Source organism: Plasticicumulans sp. (assembly GCF_035331805.1).
GTDB lineage: Bacteria > Pseudomonadota > Gammaproteobacteria > Competibacterales > Competibacteraceae > Plasticicumulans.
The window spans coordinates 18,181-32,046 of record NZ_DAOLKE010000005.1 but is presented as its reverse complement, the minus strand read 5'-3'; the positions used below and the strand labels follow the sequence as shown (position 1 = coordinate 32,046).

Below are 13,866 nucleotides of genomic sequence, written 5' to 3'. Positions count from 1 at the left end.
CGAGGGCGGTCGCACCGTCGGCGCCGGCGTCGTCGCCAAGGTCCTGGAGTAAGCCATGGCCAACCAGCGCATCCGTATCCGCCTCAAGGCTTTCGATCACCGGCTGATCGATCAGTCGGCGCGCGAAATCGTCGAGACCGCCAAGCGCACCGGCGCCCAGGTCCGCGGCCCGATCCCGCTGCCGAGCAAGCACGAGATCTACACCGTGCTGATCTCGCCGCACGTCAACAAGGACGCGCGTGACCAGTACGAGCTGCGCACGCACAAGCGCCTGATGGACATCGTCGATCCGACCGACAAGACCGTCGACGCGCTGATGAAGCTCGATCTCGCCGCCGGTGTGGACGTCCAGATCAAGCTGAATTAAACTTCCGCGCTTTCACGCCGGGTGATGAGGGGGCTGCCACCCCCTCCTCTCACCCGTTTTCCTTCGTTTGGGAGCAATAAAATGGCAATCGGACTTATCGGTCGCAAGGCCGGTATGACCCGCGTCTTCCTGGAAGACGGGGTCGCCGTACCCGTGACCGTCATCGAAGTCGAGCCGAACCGCGTCACGCAGGTCAAGAGCGAGGAAACCGATGGTTACCGCGCCCTGCAGGTGACGACGGGCGAGCGTCGCGCCACGCGCGTGACCAAGGCGGCTGCCGGTCACTTCGCAAAGGCCGGCTCCGAAGCCGGTCGCGGTCTGTGGGAGTTCCGTCTCGCCGAGGGCGAGGGCGCGGACGTGTCCGTCGGGGCGCAACTGACCGTCGACATGTTCACGGCCGGCCAGAAGGTCGACGTGACCGGCACGACGATCGGCAAGGGCTTCGCCGGCGGCATCAAGCGGCACAACTTCCACCACCAGCGCAACAGCCATGGCAACTCGGTCTCGCACCGCGCGCCGGGCTCGATCGGCCAGAACCAGACTCCGGGTCGCGTGTTCAAGGGCAAGCGCATGGCGGGTCACATGGGTGCGGTGCGCCGTTGCACGCTGAATCTCGAGGTCGTCCGTGTCGATGCCGAGCGCAATCTGCTGCTCGTCAAGGGTGCGGTGCCGGGCTCCAAGGGCGGTGACGTGATCGTGCGTCCGTCCGTCAAGGCGCGCGGCTGAGGGGGCATCATGGAACTCATCGTCAAGACCGTGAGCGGCCAGGCCTCCGGCAACACCGTGACCGTGGCCGATGAAGCCTTCGGTCGTGAATTCAACGAAACGCTCGTGCACCAGGCGGTCGTGGCCTACATGGCCGGCGGTCGTGCGGGCACGCGCAAGCAGCTGAGCCGGCGCGAAGTTTCCGGCGGCGGCATCAAGCCGTGGCGCCAGAAGGGCACCGGCCGTGCGCGTTCGGGTTCGAGCAACAGCCCGATCTGGCGCAGCGGCGGCGTGACCTTCGCGGCCCGTCCGCAGGATCACTCGCAGAAGCTCAACAAGAAGATGTACCGCGCCGCGCTGCGCTCGATCTTCTCCGAGCTGGTGCGCCAGGACCGTCTGGTCGTCGTCGACGATCTGTCCGTGGCCGAGCCGAAGACCAAGCTGGTCGTCTCGCGCCTGAAGGACATCGGTACCGACAGCGTGCTGTTCGTGACCGAGGCGCTCGACCTGAACCTGTATCTGGCGGCCCGCAACCTGCACCGTACCGGCGTCAGCGATGTGGCCGGTCTGAATCCGGTCGCGCTGATCGGTTTCGACAAGGTGGTGATGACCGTGGGGGCCCTGAAGCGGGTCGAGGAGCGGCTGGCATGAATCAGGAACGTCTGCTGAAGGTGCTGCTCGCTCCGCATGTGTCCGAGAAGGGCGCGCGCGCGGCCGAAGCCGGCAACCAGGTGGTGTTCAAGGTGGCGACCGACGCGACCAAGCCCGAGATCAAGGGCGCGGTCGAGATGTTGTTCAACGTCAAGGTGCGGTCGGTTTCCGTGGCGAACGTCAAGGGCAAGCGCAAGCGTTTCGGCGCGATGCAGGGCCGGCGTTCGGACTGGAAGAAGGCTTATGTCTCGCTCGCCGAAGGCCAGGAAATCGACTTCCTGGGCAACGGCGAGTGACGGCCCCGAACAGCTAAAGGTCAGCACCCATGGCTATCGTCAAGATGAAGCCGACCTCTGCGGGTCGGCGTTTCGTGGTCAAGGTCGCCACCCCGGGCCTGCACAAGGGCGAACCCCACGCCCCGCTGCTCGAGAAGCAGACCAAGACCGGCGGCCGCAACAATGCCGGCCGCATCACCACCCGGCATCAGGGTGGTGGCCACAAGCATCACTACCGCCTCGTCGACTTCAAGCGTGACAAGGACAACATCGCGGCGCGCGTCGAACGCATCGAGTACGACCCGAACCGCACGGCGCACATCGCGCTGGTGCTGTACGCCGATGGTGAGCGTCGCTACATCATCGCGCCGCGCGGCCTGCAGGCCGGTGCCGTGATCGTCTCGGGCGCCGCCGCACCGATCAAGGTCGGCAACGCGCTGCCGCTGCGCAACATTCCGGTCGGTTCGACCGTGCACTGCATCGAGATGCGTCCCGGCAAGGGCGCGCAGCTCGCGCGCAGTGCCGGTGCCGGCGTGCAGCTGGTCGCCCGCGAGGGCCTCTATGCGACGCTGCGCCTGCGCTCCGGCGAGATGCGCAAGGTGCACGTCGAGTGCAAGGCGACGATCGGTGAGGTCGGCAACGAAGACCACAACCTGCGTTCGCTCGGCAAGGCCGGCGCCAAGCGCTGGCGCGGCGTGCGCCCGACGGTGCGCGGCGTGGCCATGAACCCGGTCGATCACCCGCACGGTGGTGGCGAAGGCCGCACCTCCGGTGGCCGGCATCCGGTCACGCCCTGGGGTGTGCCGACCAAGGGCTACAAGACCCGTACCAACAAGCGTACGGATGCGTTCATCGTCCGCCGTCGCGGGAAGTAATCGCAGAGGAACCGAATCGTGCCCCGTTCGATCAAGAAAGGCCCGTTCGTCGACCTCCACCTCGCGAAGAAGGTGGACGAGGCGCTGGCCACGAACAGCAAGAAGCCGATCAAGACCTGGTCGCGCCGCTCCATGGTCCTGCCGAACATGATCGGCCTGACCATCGCGGTCCATAACGGCAAAGCGCATGTCCCGGTGCTGGTCACCGAGAACATGATCGGCCACAAGCTCGGCGAATTCGCCGCGACGCGTACCTACAAGGGTCACGTCGCGGACAAGAAGTCGCGCTAAGGAGAGGCCGTCATGCAGGCATTCGCCAAACTCAAGTACGCGCGCATCTCGCCGCAGAAGGCCCGTCTGGTCGCCGACCAGGTCCGCGGCCTGCCGGTCGGTCGCGCGCTGCAGCTTCTCGCCTTCTCGAACAAGAAGGCAGCGGGGCTGGTCAAGGGCGTGCTGGAATCCGCCATCGCCAACGCCGAGCACAATGAAGGTGCCGACGTCGACGAGTTGACGGTCAGCGCGATCCAGGTCGACGAAGGTCCGCAGCTCAAGCGCATGCATGCGCGTGCCAAGGGTCGCGGCAACCGCATCGTCAAGCGCACCAGTCACATCACCGTGACCGTGGCCGAGCAGTAAGGAGCGATACCGAAATGGGTCAGAAAGTCCATCCGACGGGCATCCGTCTCGGCATCGCGAGCGACTGGACCGCGAAGTGGTACGCCGATTCGAAGAACTTCGCCGACTTCCTGGAGCAGGATCTCGAAGTCCGCAAGTTCCTGAAGAAGAAGCTCTCGCACGCCTCGGTCAGCCGCATCCAGATCGAGCGCCCGGCCCGCACCGCCCACATCACGATCCACACGGCCCGTCCGGGTGTCGTGATCGGCAAGAAGGGCGAGGACATCGAGGCGCTGCGCAAGGAGGTTTCCGCGATGATGGGTGTGCCGGTGCACATCAACATCGAGGAAATCCGCAAGCCCGAACTCGATGCGCAGCTGATCGCCGAAGGCGTCGCGCAGCAGCTCGAGCGTCGCATCATGTTCCGCCGCGCAATGAAGCGTGCGGTCACGAACGCTATGCGACTGGGTGGCCAGGGTATTAAGATACACATTTCGGGCCGCCTGAACGGCGCGGAAATCGCGCGCAGCGAGTGGTATCGCGAAGGCCGCGTTCCCCTGCACACCCTGCGTGCCGACATCGACTACGGGTTCGCCGAGGCGGGCACGACCTACGGTGTCATCGGCATCAAGGTGTGGGTCTTCAAGGGCGAAGTGTTCGGTCTGGAAAGCAAGGGCGATTCCAAGCCCGAAAAGGCGTCCGCGAACTGATTGCCCGAATTGCAAGACAGGCACGGGAGCTCCGCGCATCTGGCGCGGAGTTCCTTTTTTAGCTGACAGGGGATAACGATGTTACAGCCGAAGAGAACGAAGTTCCGCAAGATGCGCAAGGGCCGCAACCGCGGTCTGGCGCAGAGCGGCAACAAGGTGAGTTTCGGTCAGTACGGTCTGAAGTGCGTCGGGCGTGCCCGCATCACCGCCCGCCAGATCGAGGCCGCGCGCCGCGCGATCAGCCGCTACGTCCGTCGTGGCGGCAAGATCTGGATTCGCGTCTTCCCGGACGTGCCGATCACGCAGAAGCCGCTCGAAGTGCGCATGGGCAGCGGCAAGGGCAACGTCGAGTACTGGGTCGCCAAGATCCAGCCGGGCAAGGTGCTCTACGAGATCGAGGGTGTCGCCGAGGAGATCGCGCGCGAAGCCTTCCGTCTCGCCGCCGCCAAGCTCCCCGTGCCCACCGTGTTTGTCAGCCGGACGGTGATGTGATGAACGCCAGTGAACTGCGCGCCAAGAGCGCCGATGAGCTGAAGCAGGAGCTGCTGGCCCTGCTTCGGGAGCAATTCAACCTCCGCATGCAGCGCGCGACCGGGCAGCTCGCCAAGCCGCACCTGTTCGCTCAGGTGCGTCGCAACATCGCCCGCGTCAAGACCGTGCTCGGAGAAAAGGCATGAGCGAAGAGAACAAGGTGTCGCGCACGCTGACCGGGCGCGTGTCCAGCAACAAGATGGACAAGACCATCACCGTGGTCATCGAGCGTCTGGTCAAGCACCCGATCTACGGCAAGTTCGTGCGCCGTTCGACCAAGCTGCACGCCCATGACGAGCACAACGAGTGCCACGAGGGCGATGTGGTCACGATCGAGCAGTGCCGGCCGATCTCGAAGTCCAAGGCCTGGCGCCTGGTCCGCATCGAGACGCCGGTCGGCCAGTGAGCCGGCTCACCTGCAACCCTAACGGATCGGGACGTACGTCATGATTCAGATGCAAACGAGTCTGGACGTCGCTGACAACAGCGGCGCCCGTCGCCTGATGTGCATCAAGGTGCTCGGTGGTTCCCACCGGCGCTATGCACAGATCGGCGACATCATCAAGGTCAGCGTCAAGGAAGCGATTCCGCGCGGCAAGGTCAAGAAGGGCGACGTCTACAACGCCGTCGTCGTGCGCACCCGCAAGGGTGTGCGCCGGGCCGATGGCTCGCTGATCCGCTTCGACGGCAACGCCGCGGTGCTGCTGAACAACAAGCTGGAGCCGATCGGTACCCGCATCTTCGGGCCCGTGACCCGCGAGCTGCGCAGCGAGCGCTTCATGAAGATCATCTCCCTGGCACCCGAGGTGCTCTGAGGAGCGCGGAGAGCAACACGATGCGCAAGATCAAGAAGGGTGACGAAGTCATCGTCACCACGGGCAAGGACAAGGGTCGCACCGGCAAGATCGTTCGCGTGCTCGACACCGAGCGCGTGGTCGTCGAAGGCGTGAACCTCATCAAGAAGCACCAGAAGCCGAATCCGGCCAAGGGCGTCGCCGGCGGCATCGTCGAACGCGAGGCCTCGATCCACGTCTCCAACGTGGCGCTGTTCAATCCGGTCACCAAGAAGGCCGACCGGGTCGGCATCCGCACGCTCGAAGACGGCCGCAAGGTGCGTTTTTACAAGTCCACCAACGAAGTCGTGGACGCCTGAGGCGACAGACATGGCAAGACTGCAGGATCACTATCGCGACGTCGTGGTCAAGAAGCTCACCGAGCGCTTCGGCTACCAGAACGTCATGCAAGTGCCGCGCATCACCAAGATCACGCTCAACATGGGCGTGGGCGAGGCGGTCGGCGACAAGAAGGTCATCGAGCACGCCGTTTCCGACATGACCGCGATCGCCGGCCAGAAGCCGGTGGTGACGCTGGCGCGCAAGTCGGTGGCCGGTTTCAAGATCCGCGAAGGCTGGCCGATCGGCTGCAAGGTCACGCTGCGCCGGGACCGCATGTACGAGTTCCTCGACCGGCTGGTCGCGATCGCGCTGCCGCGCATCCGTGACTTCCGCGGCATCAACGGCCGCTGCTTCGACGGTCGTGGCAACTACAGCTTCGGTGTCAAGGAACAGCTCATGTTCCCGGAGATCGACTACGACCGCGTCGATGCCGTGCGTGGCATGGACATCTGCATCACGACGACGGCGAAGACCGACGAGGAGGGCCGTGCCCTGCTCGAAGCCTTCAGCTTTCCGTTCCGCAACTGACAGGACGCGATCCCGTGGCCAAGACGTCCATGATCAACCGCGAGGTCAAGCGTGCGCGCCTCGTGCAGAAGTACGCCGCCAAGCGCGCCGAGCTCAAGGAGCTGATCCGCAGCCCCGCGACTGCCGACGACGCCCGCCGCGAGGCGCAGGCGAAGCTGCAGGCGCTGCCGCGTGACGCCAGCCCCTGCCGTCAGCGCAACCGCTGCCGCCTGACCGGCCGCCCGCACGGCTTCTACCGCAAGTTCGGCCTGTCGCGTAACAAGCTGCGTGAAGCGGCGATGCGCGGCGACATCCCGGGCCTGCGCAAGGCGAGCTGGTAAGTTCCGTCCGTCGCGTTTTCGCGCAACCCACGTTTTTCACAACCCAGGTCTTAAGTCGAGGGGCTGCACAGGTTCACCGGCTGCCCTGACACTGACCCACTGGAGTTCTTTAGCAATGAGCATGACCGATCCCATCGCGGATATGCTGACGCGTATCCGCAACGGCCAGTCCGCCGGCAAGCAGCAGGTTTCGCTGCCCGCCTCGAAGCTGAAGGCCGCCGTCGCCAAGGTGCTGAGCGACGAAGGCTACATCGGCGAGTGCGCCATCACCGACGTCGATGGCAAGCCGCAGCTGACGATCGCCCTGAAGTACTACCAGGGCCGCCCGGTCATCGAGACCATCCAGCGCGTGAGCCGTCCGGGCCTGCGCATCTTCCGTGGCCGTGACGAGCTGCCCAAGGTCATGGGTGGCCTCGGCATTGCCGTGGTGTCCACGTCCCACGGCATCATGACCGATCGCGCGGCGCGCGCTGCCGGCTACGGCGGCGAAGTCATCTGCGTCGTCGCCTGAACCCGGAAGGAGATCGAGTCATGTCTCGCGTTGCCAAGAAGCCGGTGGCCCTGCCTGCCGGCGTCAGTGTGGCGGTCGACGGTCGCAAGGTGTCGGTCAAGGGTGCCAAGGGTGCCCTGGATTTCGAACTGCACCCGACGGTGGCCATCGTCCACGAAAACAATGAACTCAAGCTCGTGCCGCAGTCCGAGGCCGCGGAACACCGCGCCATGGCCGGCACGATGCGCGCGCTGGTCGCCAACATGGTCACCGGCGTCAGCAAGGGCTTCGAGCGCAAGCTGCAACTGGTCGGCGTCGGTTACCGCGCCCAGGCACAGGGTGCGGCGCTGAACCTCACGCTCGGCTTCTCGCATCCGGTGGTGTTCGACGTGCCGCAGGGCATCACCGTCGAGACCCCGACGCAGACCGAAATCCTCGTCAAGGGCGTCGACAAGCAGAAGGTCGGCCAGGTCGCCGCCAAGATCCGCGCCTTCCGTCCGCCGGAGCCCTACAAGGGCAAGGGCGTGCGGTACGCCGACGAAACCATCGTCCTCAAAGAGGCGAAGAAGAAGTAAGGGGCCCGGAAATGGACAAGAAAGCTGCTCGCATCCGCCGGGGCCTGCGTGCCCGGATGAAGATTCGCGAACTGGGCGCCGTGCGCCTGGTCGTGCACCGTACGCCGAAGCACATCTACGCGCAGATCATCGCCCCGAACGGCAGCCAGACGCTGGTTGCCGCCTCGACGCTCGAAAAGGGCGTGATCGAGGGACTCGGGTTCACCGGCAACATCGAGGCCGCCCGCGCCGTGGGCAAGGCGATCGCCGAGAAGGCCAAGGCCGCCGGCATCTCCGAGGTCGCCTTCGACCGCTCCGGTTTCAAGTATCACGGCCGTGTGCAGGCGCTCGCCGATGCGGCGCGTGAGCACGGACTGCAGTTCTAAGGGTTGGGTCCATGGCTACGAATGTCGAGTCTTCGCAGAATACCGATGGCCTGAACGAGAAGCTGATCGCCGTCAACCGTGTCGCCAAGGTCGTCAAGGGCGGCCGGCAGTTCGGCTTCACGGCGCTGACCGTGGTCGGCGATGGCCAGGGCCGCATCGGCTTCGGCTACGGCAAGGCCCGTGAAGTGCCGGTCGCGATCCAGAAGGCGATGGAGAAGGCGCGCAAGAACATGAGCACGATCGCGCTCGCCGGCACCACGCTGCAGCACCCGCTGAACGGCGAGCACGGCGCGGCCCGCGTGTTCATGCAGCCGGCCTCGGAAGGTACCGGCATCATCGCCGGCGGTGCGATGCGCGCCGTGTTCGAGGTGCTCGGGGTCAAGGACGTGCTGGCCAAGTGCGTCGGTTCCCGCAACCCGATCAACGTCGTGCGCGCGACGATCAACGGGCTCAAGGGCATGGCCTCGCCGGACTACATCGCCGCCAAGCGCGGCAAGAAAGTCGAAGAGATCCTGGGGTGAGCCATGTCCGCTAGCAAGGTGAAGGTCACGCTCGTCAAGAGCACCAGCGGTCGGCTGGCCGCACACAAGGCTTGTGTCCGCGGTCTCGGACTGCGCCGCATGCATCACAGCACCGTCGTGATCGATACCCCGGAAAACCGGGGCATGATCAACAAGGTGTCGTATCTGCTGAAGGTCGAGGAGGCCTGAGCATGCGCCTGAATACGCTGAAGCCGGGCGAAGGCGCCCGGCAGGAAGGCAAGCGCGTCGGCCGTGGCATCGGTTCCGGTCTGGGCAAGACCTGCGGCCGCGGCCACAAGGGTCAGCACTCGCGTGCCGGTGGCTTCCACAAGGTCGGTTTCGAAGGCGGCCAGATGCCGCTGCAGCGCCGGCTGCCGAAGGTCGGCTTCCGTTCGCTGACGGCGCGCGATACCGCCGAGGTGCGCCTGCACGAGCTCAACGGCATCGATGCCGAAGTCATCGACATCCACGCCCTGAAGGCGGCCGGCATCGTTGCGCAGCCGGCTCTCTTCGCGAAGGTCGTGCTGTCCGGTGAACTGAGCCGTGCCGTCACGCTCAAGGGCGTGGCCGTCACCAGGGGTGCGCGCGCCGCGATCGAAGCGGCGGGCGGCAAGGTCGAAGAGTAAGTCCCATGTCGGCACCGCTGCCCTCGATCGGCAAGATGACCGAACTGCGCGCCCGCCTGCTGTTCCTGCTCGGCGCGCTGATCGTGTTCCGCATCGGTACCCACATCCCGGTGCCCGGCATCGACCCGCACGCGATGGCGCAGCTGTTCCAGCAGCAGCGCGGCACGATCCTGGACATGTTCAACATGTTCTCGGGCGGCGCGCTGCAGCGGCTGTCGATCTTTGCGCTCGGCATCATGCCGTACATCTCCGCTTCCATCATCGTGCAGCTGATGACGGTGATCGTGCCGACGCTGGAGCGGCTGAAGAAGGAAGGCAATGCCGGGCGGCGCAAGATCACGCAGTACACGCGCTACCTGACGGTCGTGCTGGCGACCTTCCAGTCGGTCGGCGTCAGCATCGCGCTGCAGGGGCAGAGCGCCGGCGGTCTGGCGGTGGTGCCGCATCCGGGCATCGGCTTCGTGGCGATCTCGGCGATCACGCTGGTGTCGGGCACGCTGTTCCTGATGTGGCTGGGCGAACAGGTCACCGAGCGCGGCATCGGCAACGGCATCTCGATGCTGATCTTCGCCGGCATCGTCGCCGGCCTGCCGGCAGCCCTCGGCGGCACGCTCGAACTCGCCCGCACCGGCGAGCTGAACGCGCTGCTGGTGATCGCGCTGCTGGTCGTGGCGCTGGTGGTGACTGCGCTGGTGATCTTCGTCGAGCGCGGCCAGCGGCGCATCACCGTCAACTACGCCAAGCGCCAGGAAGGCCGCAAGGTCTATGCGGCGCAGTCGAGCCATCTGCCGCTGAAGCTCAACATGGCCGGCGTGATCCCGCCGATCTTCGCGTCGAGCCTGATCCTGTTCCCGGCCACGATCGGCTCGTGGTTCGGCAATACGCCGGGCATGGGCTGGCTGCGTGATCTCAGTTCGACGCTGGCCCCGGGTCATCCGCTGTACGTGGCGCTGTATGCGACGCTGATCGTGTTCTTCTGCTTCTTCTACACCGCGCTGGTGTTCAACTCGCGGGAAACCGCAGACCAGCTGAAGAAGTCGGGCGCGTTCATTCCGGGCATCCGTCCGGGGGCGCAGACGGCCACCTACATCGACCGGGTGCTGACGCGGCTGACGCTGGCCGGAGCGATCTACATCACCGGCGTGTGCCTGCTGCCCGAGTTCCTGATCCTGTACTGGAAGGTGCCGTTCTACTTCGGTGGCACCTCGCTGCTGATCATCGTGGTCGTGGTCATGGACTTCATGGCCCAGGTCCAGGCCCACCTGATGTCGCACCAGTACGAAAGTCTGATGAAGAAGGCCAATTTCGGCGCCGGTGGCGCCCTGCGCTGACCGCGCCGGCATCTTCAGGCCAGTCAACCAATGATTTGGCGACCGCAGCACAGATGATGCCGGCCGCCGGGAGAATCCAGATGAAAGTTCGTGCCTCCGTCAAGAAGCTCTGCCGCAACTGCAAGATCATCCGTCGTGAAGGCGTGGTGCGCGTGATCTGCAAGGACGCCCGCCACAAGCAGCGTCAGGGCTGATCGCTACGCCGTTGCCCGAATTCGGGAAACGGTTTATTCTTCGGCGTTTCACGCGCCAGCCTTTGCGCGTACGAAATTTTGGGAGTTTCGGCATGGCCCGTATTGCAGGCATCAACATTCCGGTGAACAAGCACGCGGTGATCGCGTTGCAGTCCATCTACGGCATCGGCCAGACGCGCGCGAAGGCGATCTGTGCGGCTGCCGATGTGGCGCCGGAGACCAAGGTCAAGGATCTGGTCGAGGCACAGGTCGAGGCGCTGCGCGCCGAGGTCGCGAAGTTCGTCGTCGAAGGCGATCTGCGGCGCGAAGTGTCCATGAACATCAAGCGTCTCATGGACCTCGGCTGCTATCGCGGCCTGCGTCACCGTCGCGGCCTGCCGCTGCGCGGACAGCGCACGCGCACCAACGCCCGCACCCGCAAGGGCCCGCGCCGCGCCGTCAAGAAGTAAGCCGCCGCGACCGGCGACCCACCGTATCAGGCTGACAGGTACCCTTCATGGCCAAGCCCGCTGTGAAGACGCGCAAGCGCGTCAAGAAGAACGTCGTCGACGGCATTGCGCACGTCCACGCGTCGTTCAACAACACGATCATCACCATCACCGACCGCCAGGGCAACACGCTGGCATGGGCCACCGCCGGTGGTTCCGGTTTCCGCGGCTCGCGCAAGAGCACGCCGTTCGCTGCGCAGGTCGCGGCCGAGCGCGCCGGTGCGGTCGTCAAGGAATTCGGCCTCAAGAATCTCGAGGTCAACGTCAACGGGCCCGGTCCCGGCCGCGAGTCGGCCGTGCGTGCGCTGAACGCGCAGGGCTTCAAGATCACGAACATCATGGATGTCACGCCGATTCCGCATAACGGCTGCCGTCCCCCGAAGAAGCGCCGGGTCTAACGAGGAATATCGTCGTGGCGAGATACATCGGTCCGAAGTGCAAGCTGAGCCGTCGCGAAGGCGTCGACCTGCAGCTCAAGTCCGCTGCCCGCGCGCTCGAATCCAAGTGCAACCTGGAGCGTGCCCCCGGTCAGCACGGCGCCCGTCGCGGTCGCCTGTCGGATTACGGCCTGCAGCTGCGCGAGAAGCAGAAGCTGCGCCGCATCTACGGCGTGCTGGAGCGGCAGTTCCGTCGCTACTATCAGGAAGCCGCGCGCCGCAAGGGCTCGACCGGCGAGAACCTGCTGCGCCTGCTGGAGACGCGTCTCGACAACGTCGTCTTCCGCATGGGCTTCGGTGCGACCCGCTCCGAAGCGCGCCAGCTGGTGTCGCACAAGGCCATCGTCGTCAATGGCGAGGCGATCAACGTGCCGTCCTACGCCGTCAAGGCCTCCGACGTGGTCGCGGTGCGCGAGAAGTCGCGCAATCAGGCGCGCATCCAGCAGTCGCTGGAACTCGCCAAGAGCCGTGGCTTCGCCGACTGGATCGACGTGGACACCGGCAAGATGAGCGGCGTGTTCAAGCGCGTGCCGGATCGTGCCGATCTGCCTGCCGACATCAACGAGTCGCTGGTCGTCGAGCTCTACTCGAAGTAATCCCGGGGGAAGATCGCAGATGTCGGGCTCCTTTGATTTTCTGAAGCCGCGCATCGTCGATGTCGAACGCATCGATGACAAGCGCGCGCGGGTGACGCTCGAACCGCTGGAACGCGGTTTCGGCCACACCCTCGGCAATGCCCTGCGTCGGATCCTGCTGTCGTCGATTCCGGGTGCCGCGGTCGTGGAGTGCGAGATCGAAGGCGTGCTGCATGAGTACTCGGCGATCGAGGGCGTGCAGGAAGACGTCATCGACCTGCTGCTGAACCTCAAGGGGCTCGCCATCGTCATGCATGGCGACACCGAGGCGACGCTGAGCCTGCGCAAGCGCGGGCCGGGCCCGGTGCTCGCCGCCGACGTGCAGACCACGCACGCGGTCGAGATCGTCAATCCGAATCACGTCATCGCGACGCTGAACAAGGAAATCGAGCTCGGCATGAAGCTGCGGGTCGCCAAGGGCCGCGGCTACGAGCCGGCGACGCAGCGCCTGGTTGCCGAGGACGAGAGCCGTCCGATCGGCCGGCTGCAGCTCGATGCCTCGTTCAGCCCGATCAACCGCGTCAGCTACAAGGTCGAGGCGGCGCGCGTCGAACAGCGCACCAACCTCGACAAGCTGGTCATCGAACTCGAGACCAACGGCACGGTGGATCCGGAAGAGGCGATCCGTGCTGCGGCCCGCATCCTGCTCGATCAGCTGTCGGTGTTCGTCGATCTCAAGGGCAAGGAAGAAGCCGAGCCGGCGCCGCAGCAGGTCGACATCGACCCGATCCTGCTGCGCCCGGTCGACGACCTCGAACTGACCGTGCGTTCGGCCAACTGCCTGAAGGCCGAAAGCATCTACTACATCGGTGACCTGATCCAGCGCACCGAGGTGGAACTGCTGAAGACGCCGAATCTCGGCAAGAAGTCGCTGACCGAGATCAAGGACGTGCTGGCCTCGCACGGCCTCTCGCTCGGCATGAAGCTCGAAAACTGGCCGCCGCCGCAGCTCGCCGGCGACAAGGCCGACGATCGGGCGAGCGCCTGATCGCAGCGCGGGGAAGTCGCCGCAGGGCCGCTTCCCCGCGCCTTGGGCGCCCCCTGAATCCATTCAAGGAATCACCACCATGCGTCATCGCAAATCTGGTCGTAAGCTGAATCGCACCAGCAGCCATCGCGACGCGATGTTCCGGAACATGACCGCGTCGCTGATCGCCCACGAGCTGATCAAGACCACGCTGCCAAAGGCCAAGGAACTGCGCCGGGTCGCCGAGCCGCTGATCACCCTCGCCAAGTCCGACAGCGTGGCCGGTCGCCGTCTGGCTTTTGCGCGCCTGCGGGATCGCGACGCCGTGACCAAGCTGTTCAACGAACTCGGTCCGCGCTACACCACGCGTCCGGGTGGTTACCTGCGCATCCTGAAGTGCGGCTTCCGCGCCGGCGACAACGCGCCGATGGCCTACGTCGAACTGGTCGATCGTCCGGCTGCCGCCGCCGAGTGATCCGGGGCGT

At 65.4% G+C, this 13,866-nt stretch carries 28 protein-coding genes; all 28 read left to right on the top strand.

Going from position 1 to position 13,866, the window contains the following annotated elements; translation table 11 throughout:
- The first annotated feature begins 55 nt into the window (after nucleotides 1-55).
- The 28 genes from rpsJ to rplQ all read left to right on the top strand — a co-directional run bounded on the left by rpsJ (nucleotide 56) and on the right by rplQ (nucleotide 13,856).
- Nucleotides 56-367, top strand: a complete 312-nt coding sequence (rpsJ, locus tag PKE44_RS01270) for a 30S ribosomal protein S10 (protein ID WP_324547846.1) — start codon at nucleotides 56-58, stop codon at nucleotides 365-367.
- An 81-nt stretch (nucleotides 368-448) separates the two neighbouring features.
- Nucleotides 449-1,093 carry a 50S ribosomal protein L3 gene (gene rplC, locus PKE44_RS01265; RefSeq protein WP_324547845.1) on the top strand — a complete coding sequence of 215 codons (645 nt, stop codon included), beginning with the start codon at nucleotides 449-451 and terminating at the stop codon, nucleotides 1,091-1,093.
- A gap of 9 nt (nucleotides 1,094-1,102) precedes the next feature.
- The gene (rplD, locus tag PKE44_RS01260) at nucleotides 1,103-1,723 is read left to right on the top strand and encodes a 50S ribosomal protein L4 (protein WP_324547844.1); all 621 of its coding nucleotides are present in this window, start codon (nucleotides 1,103-1,105) and stop codon (nucleotides 1,721-1,723) included.
- Nucleotides 1,720-2,019, top strand: coding sequence for a 50S ribosomal protein L23 (rplW, locus tag PKE44_RS01255; protein ID WP_324547843.1), 300 nt, complete (start codon nucleotides 1,720-1,722; stop codon nucleotides 2,017-2,019). The genes rplD and rplW overlap by 4 nt, the downstream gene beginning before the upstream one ends.
- A gap of 29 nt (nucleotides 2,020-2,048) precedes the next feature.
- Entirely contained in the window at nucleotides 2,049-2,873 is an 825-nt protein-coding gene (gene rplB, locus PKE44_RS01250) for a 50S ribosomal protein L2 (RefSeq protein ID WP_324547842.1), read from the top strand.
- Between the two features lie 18 nt (nucleotides 2,874-2,891).
- Nucleotides 2,892-3,164 (top strand): 30S ribosomal protein S19, encoded by a 273-nt coding sequence (rpsS, locus tag PKE44_RS01245; RefSeq protein WP_324547841.1) that lies wholly within the window; start codon nucleotides 2,892-2,894, stop codon nucleotides 3,162-3,164.
- 12 nt (nucleotides 3,165-3,176) lie between these two features.
- Complete coding sequence (gene rplV / locus PKE44_RS01240) at nucleotides 3,177-3,509, top strand: 50S ribosomal protein L22 (protein WP_324547840.1); 333 nt, start codon at nucleotides 3,177-3,179, stop codon at nucleotides 3,507-3,509.
- Nucleotides 3,510-3,523: 14 nt separating this feature from the next.
- The gene (gene rpsC, locus PKE44_RS01235) at nucleotides 3,524-4,198 is read left to right on the top strand and encodes a 30S ribosomal protein S3 (protein WP_324547839.1); all 675 of its coding nucleotides are present in this window, start codon (nucleotides 3,524-3,526) and stop codon (nucleotides 4,196-4,198) included.
- Between the two features lie 78 nt (nucleotides 4,199-4,276).
- Entirely contained in the window at nucleotides 4,277-4,690 is a 414-nt protein-coding gene (gene rplP, locus PKE44_RS01230; RefSeq protein ID WP_324547838.1) for a 50S ribosomal protein L16, read from the top strand.
- Entirely contained in the window at nucleotides 4,690-4,875 is a 186-nt protein-coding gene (rpmC, locus tag PKE44_RS01225) for a 50S ribosomal protein L29 (RefSeq protein ID WP_324547837.1), read from the top strand. Before rplP ends, rpmC begins: the two co-directional genes overlap by 1 nt.
- Nucleotides 4,872-5,135, top strand: coding sequence for a 30S ribosomal protein S17 (gene rpsQ, locus PKE44_RS01220; RefSeq protein WP_324547836.1), 264 nt, complete (start codon nucleotides 4,872-4,874; stop codon nucleotides 5,133-5,135). Before rpmC ends, rpsQ begins: the two co-directional genes overlap by 4 nt.
- Nucleotides 5,136-5,175: 40 nt before the next feature.
- On the top strand, nucleotides 5,176-5,544 hold the full coding sequence (gene rplN, locus PKE44_RS01215; RefSeq protein ID WP_324547835.1) for a 50S ribosomal protein L14: 369 nt from the start codon (nucleotides 5,176-5,178) through the stop codon (nucleotides 5,542-5,544).
- A gap of 20 nt (nucleotides 5,545-5,564) precedes the next feature.
- The gene (rplX, locus tag PKE44_RS01210) at nucleotides 5,565-5,882 is read left to right on the top strand and encodes a 50S ribosomal protein L24 (RefSeq protein WP_324547834.1); all 318 of its coding nucleotides are present in this window, start codon (nucleotides 5,565-5,567) and stop codon (nucleotides 5,880-5,882) included.
- A 10-nt stretch (nucleotides 5,883-5,892) separates the two neighbouring features.
- A complete protein-coding gene (gene rplE, locus PKE44_RS01205) occupies nucleotides 5,893-6,432 on the top strand; it encodes a 50S ribosomal protein L5 (RefSeq protein ID WP_324547833.1) in 540 nt (179 codons plus the stop codon).
- Between the two features lie 14 nt (nucleotides 6,433-6,446).
- Nucleotides 6,447-6,752, top strand: coding sequence for a 30S ribosomal protein S14 (rpsN, locus tag PKE44_RS01200; protein ID WP_324547832.1), 306 nt, complete (start codon nucleotides 6,447-6,449; stop codon nucleotides 6,750-6,752).
- A 115-nt stretch (nucleotides 6,753-6,867) separates the two neighbouring features.
- Nucleotides 6,868-7,263: a 30S ribosomal protein S8 gene (rpsH, locus tag PKE44_RS01195; protein WP_324547831.1), complete on the top strand. Its 396-nt coding sequence runs from the start codon at nucleotides 6,868-6,870 to the stop codon at nucleotides 7,261-7,263.
- Between the two features lie 20 nt (nucleotides 7,264-7,283).
- Nucleotides 7,284-7,817, top strand: a complete 534-nt coding sequence (gene rplF, locus PKE44_RS01190; protein WP_324547830.1) for a 50S ribosomal protein L6 — start codon at nucleotides 7,284-7,286, stop codon at nucleotides 7,815-7,817.
- 11 nt (nucleotides 7,818-7,828) lie between these two features.
- Nucleotides 7,829-8,182, top strand: coding sequence for a 50S ribosomal protein L18 (gene rplR / locus PKE44_RS01185; RefSeq protein ID WP_324547829.1), 354 nt, complete (start codon nucleotides 7,829-7,831; stop codon nucleotides 8,180-8,182).
- Between the two features lie 11 nt (nucleotides 8,183-8,193).
- A complete protein-coding gene (gene rpsE / locus PKE44_RS01180) occupies nucleotides 8,194-8,703 on the top strand; it encodes a 30S ribosomal protein S5 (RefSeq protein ID WP_324547828.1) in 510 nt (169 codons plus the stop codon).
- Between the two features lie 3 nt (nucleotides 8,704-8,706).
- Nucleotides 8,707-8,892: a 50S ribosomal protein L30 gene (gene rpmD / locus PKE44_RS01175; protein WP_324547827.1), complete on the top strand. Its 186-nt coding sequence runs from the start codon at nucleotides 8,707-8,709 to the stop codon at nucleotides 8,890-8,892.
- Between the two features lie 2 nt (nucleotides 8,893-8,894).
- Nucleotides 8,895-9,329, top strand: coding sequence for a 50S ribosomal protein L15 (rplO, locus tag PKE44_RS01170; RefSeq protein WP_324547826.1), 435 nt, complete (start codon nucleotides 8,895-8,897; stop codon nucleotides 9,327-9,329).
- A 5-nt stretch (nucleotides 9,330-9,334) separates the two neighbouring features.
- Nucleotides 9,335-10,660, top strand: coding sequence for a preprotein translocase subunit SecY (gene secY / locus PKE44_RS01165; protein ID WP_324547825.1), 1,326 nt, complete (start codon nucleotides 9,335-9,337; stop codon nucleotides 10,658-10,660).
- 80 nt (nucleotides 10,661-10,740) lie between these two features.
- Nucleotides 10,741-10,854: a 50S ribosomal protein L36 gene (gene rpmJ / locus PKE44_RS01160; protein WP_324547824.1), complete on the top strand. Its 114-nt coding sequence runs from the start codon at nucleotides 10,741-10,743 to the stop codon at nucleotides 10,852-10,854.
- Between the two features lie 92 nt (nucleotides 10,855-10,946).
- On the top strand, nucleotides 10,947-11,303 hold the full coding sequence (gene rpsM, locus PKE44_RS01155; RefSeq protein WP_324547823.1) for a 30S ribosomal protein S13: 357 nt from the start codon (nucleotides 10,947-10,949) through the stop codon (nucleotides 11,301-11,303).
- A 47-nt stretch (nucleotides 11,304-11,350) separates the two neighbouring features.
- Nucleotides 11,351-11,740: a 30S ribosomal protein S11 gene (rpsK, locus tag PKE44_RS01150; RefSeq protein WP_324547822.1), complete on the top strand. Its 390-nt coding sequence runs from the start codon at nucleotides 11,351-11,353 to the stop codon at nucleotides 11,738-11,740.
- 14 nt (nucleotides 11,741-11,754) lie between these two features.
- On the top strand, nucleotides 11,755-12,375 hold the full coding sequence (gene rpsD, locus PKE44_RS01145) for a 30S ribosomal protein S4 (RefSeq protein WP_324547821.1): 621 nt from the start codon (nucleotides 11,755-11,757) through the stop codon (nucleotides 12,373-12,375).
- Nucleotides 12,376-12,394: 19 nt separating this feature from the next.
- Entirely contained in the window at nucleotides 12,395-13,402 is a 1,008-nt protein-coding gene (gene rpoA, locus PKE44_RS01140) for a DNA-directed RNA polymerase subunit alpha (protein WP_324547820.1), read from the top strand.
- 79 nt (nucleotides 13,403-13,481) lie between these two features.
- Nucleotides 13,482-13,856, top strand: coding sequence for a 50S ribosomal protein L17 (rplQ, locus tag PKE44_RS01135; RefSeq protein WP_324547819.1), 375 nt, complete (start codon nucleotides 13,482-13,484; stop codon nucleotides 13,854-13,856).
- Nucleotides 13,857-13,866: the final 10 nt, after the last annotated feature.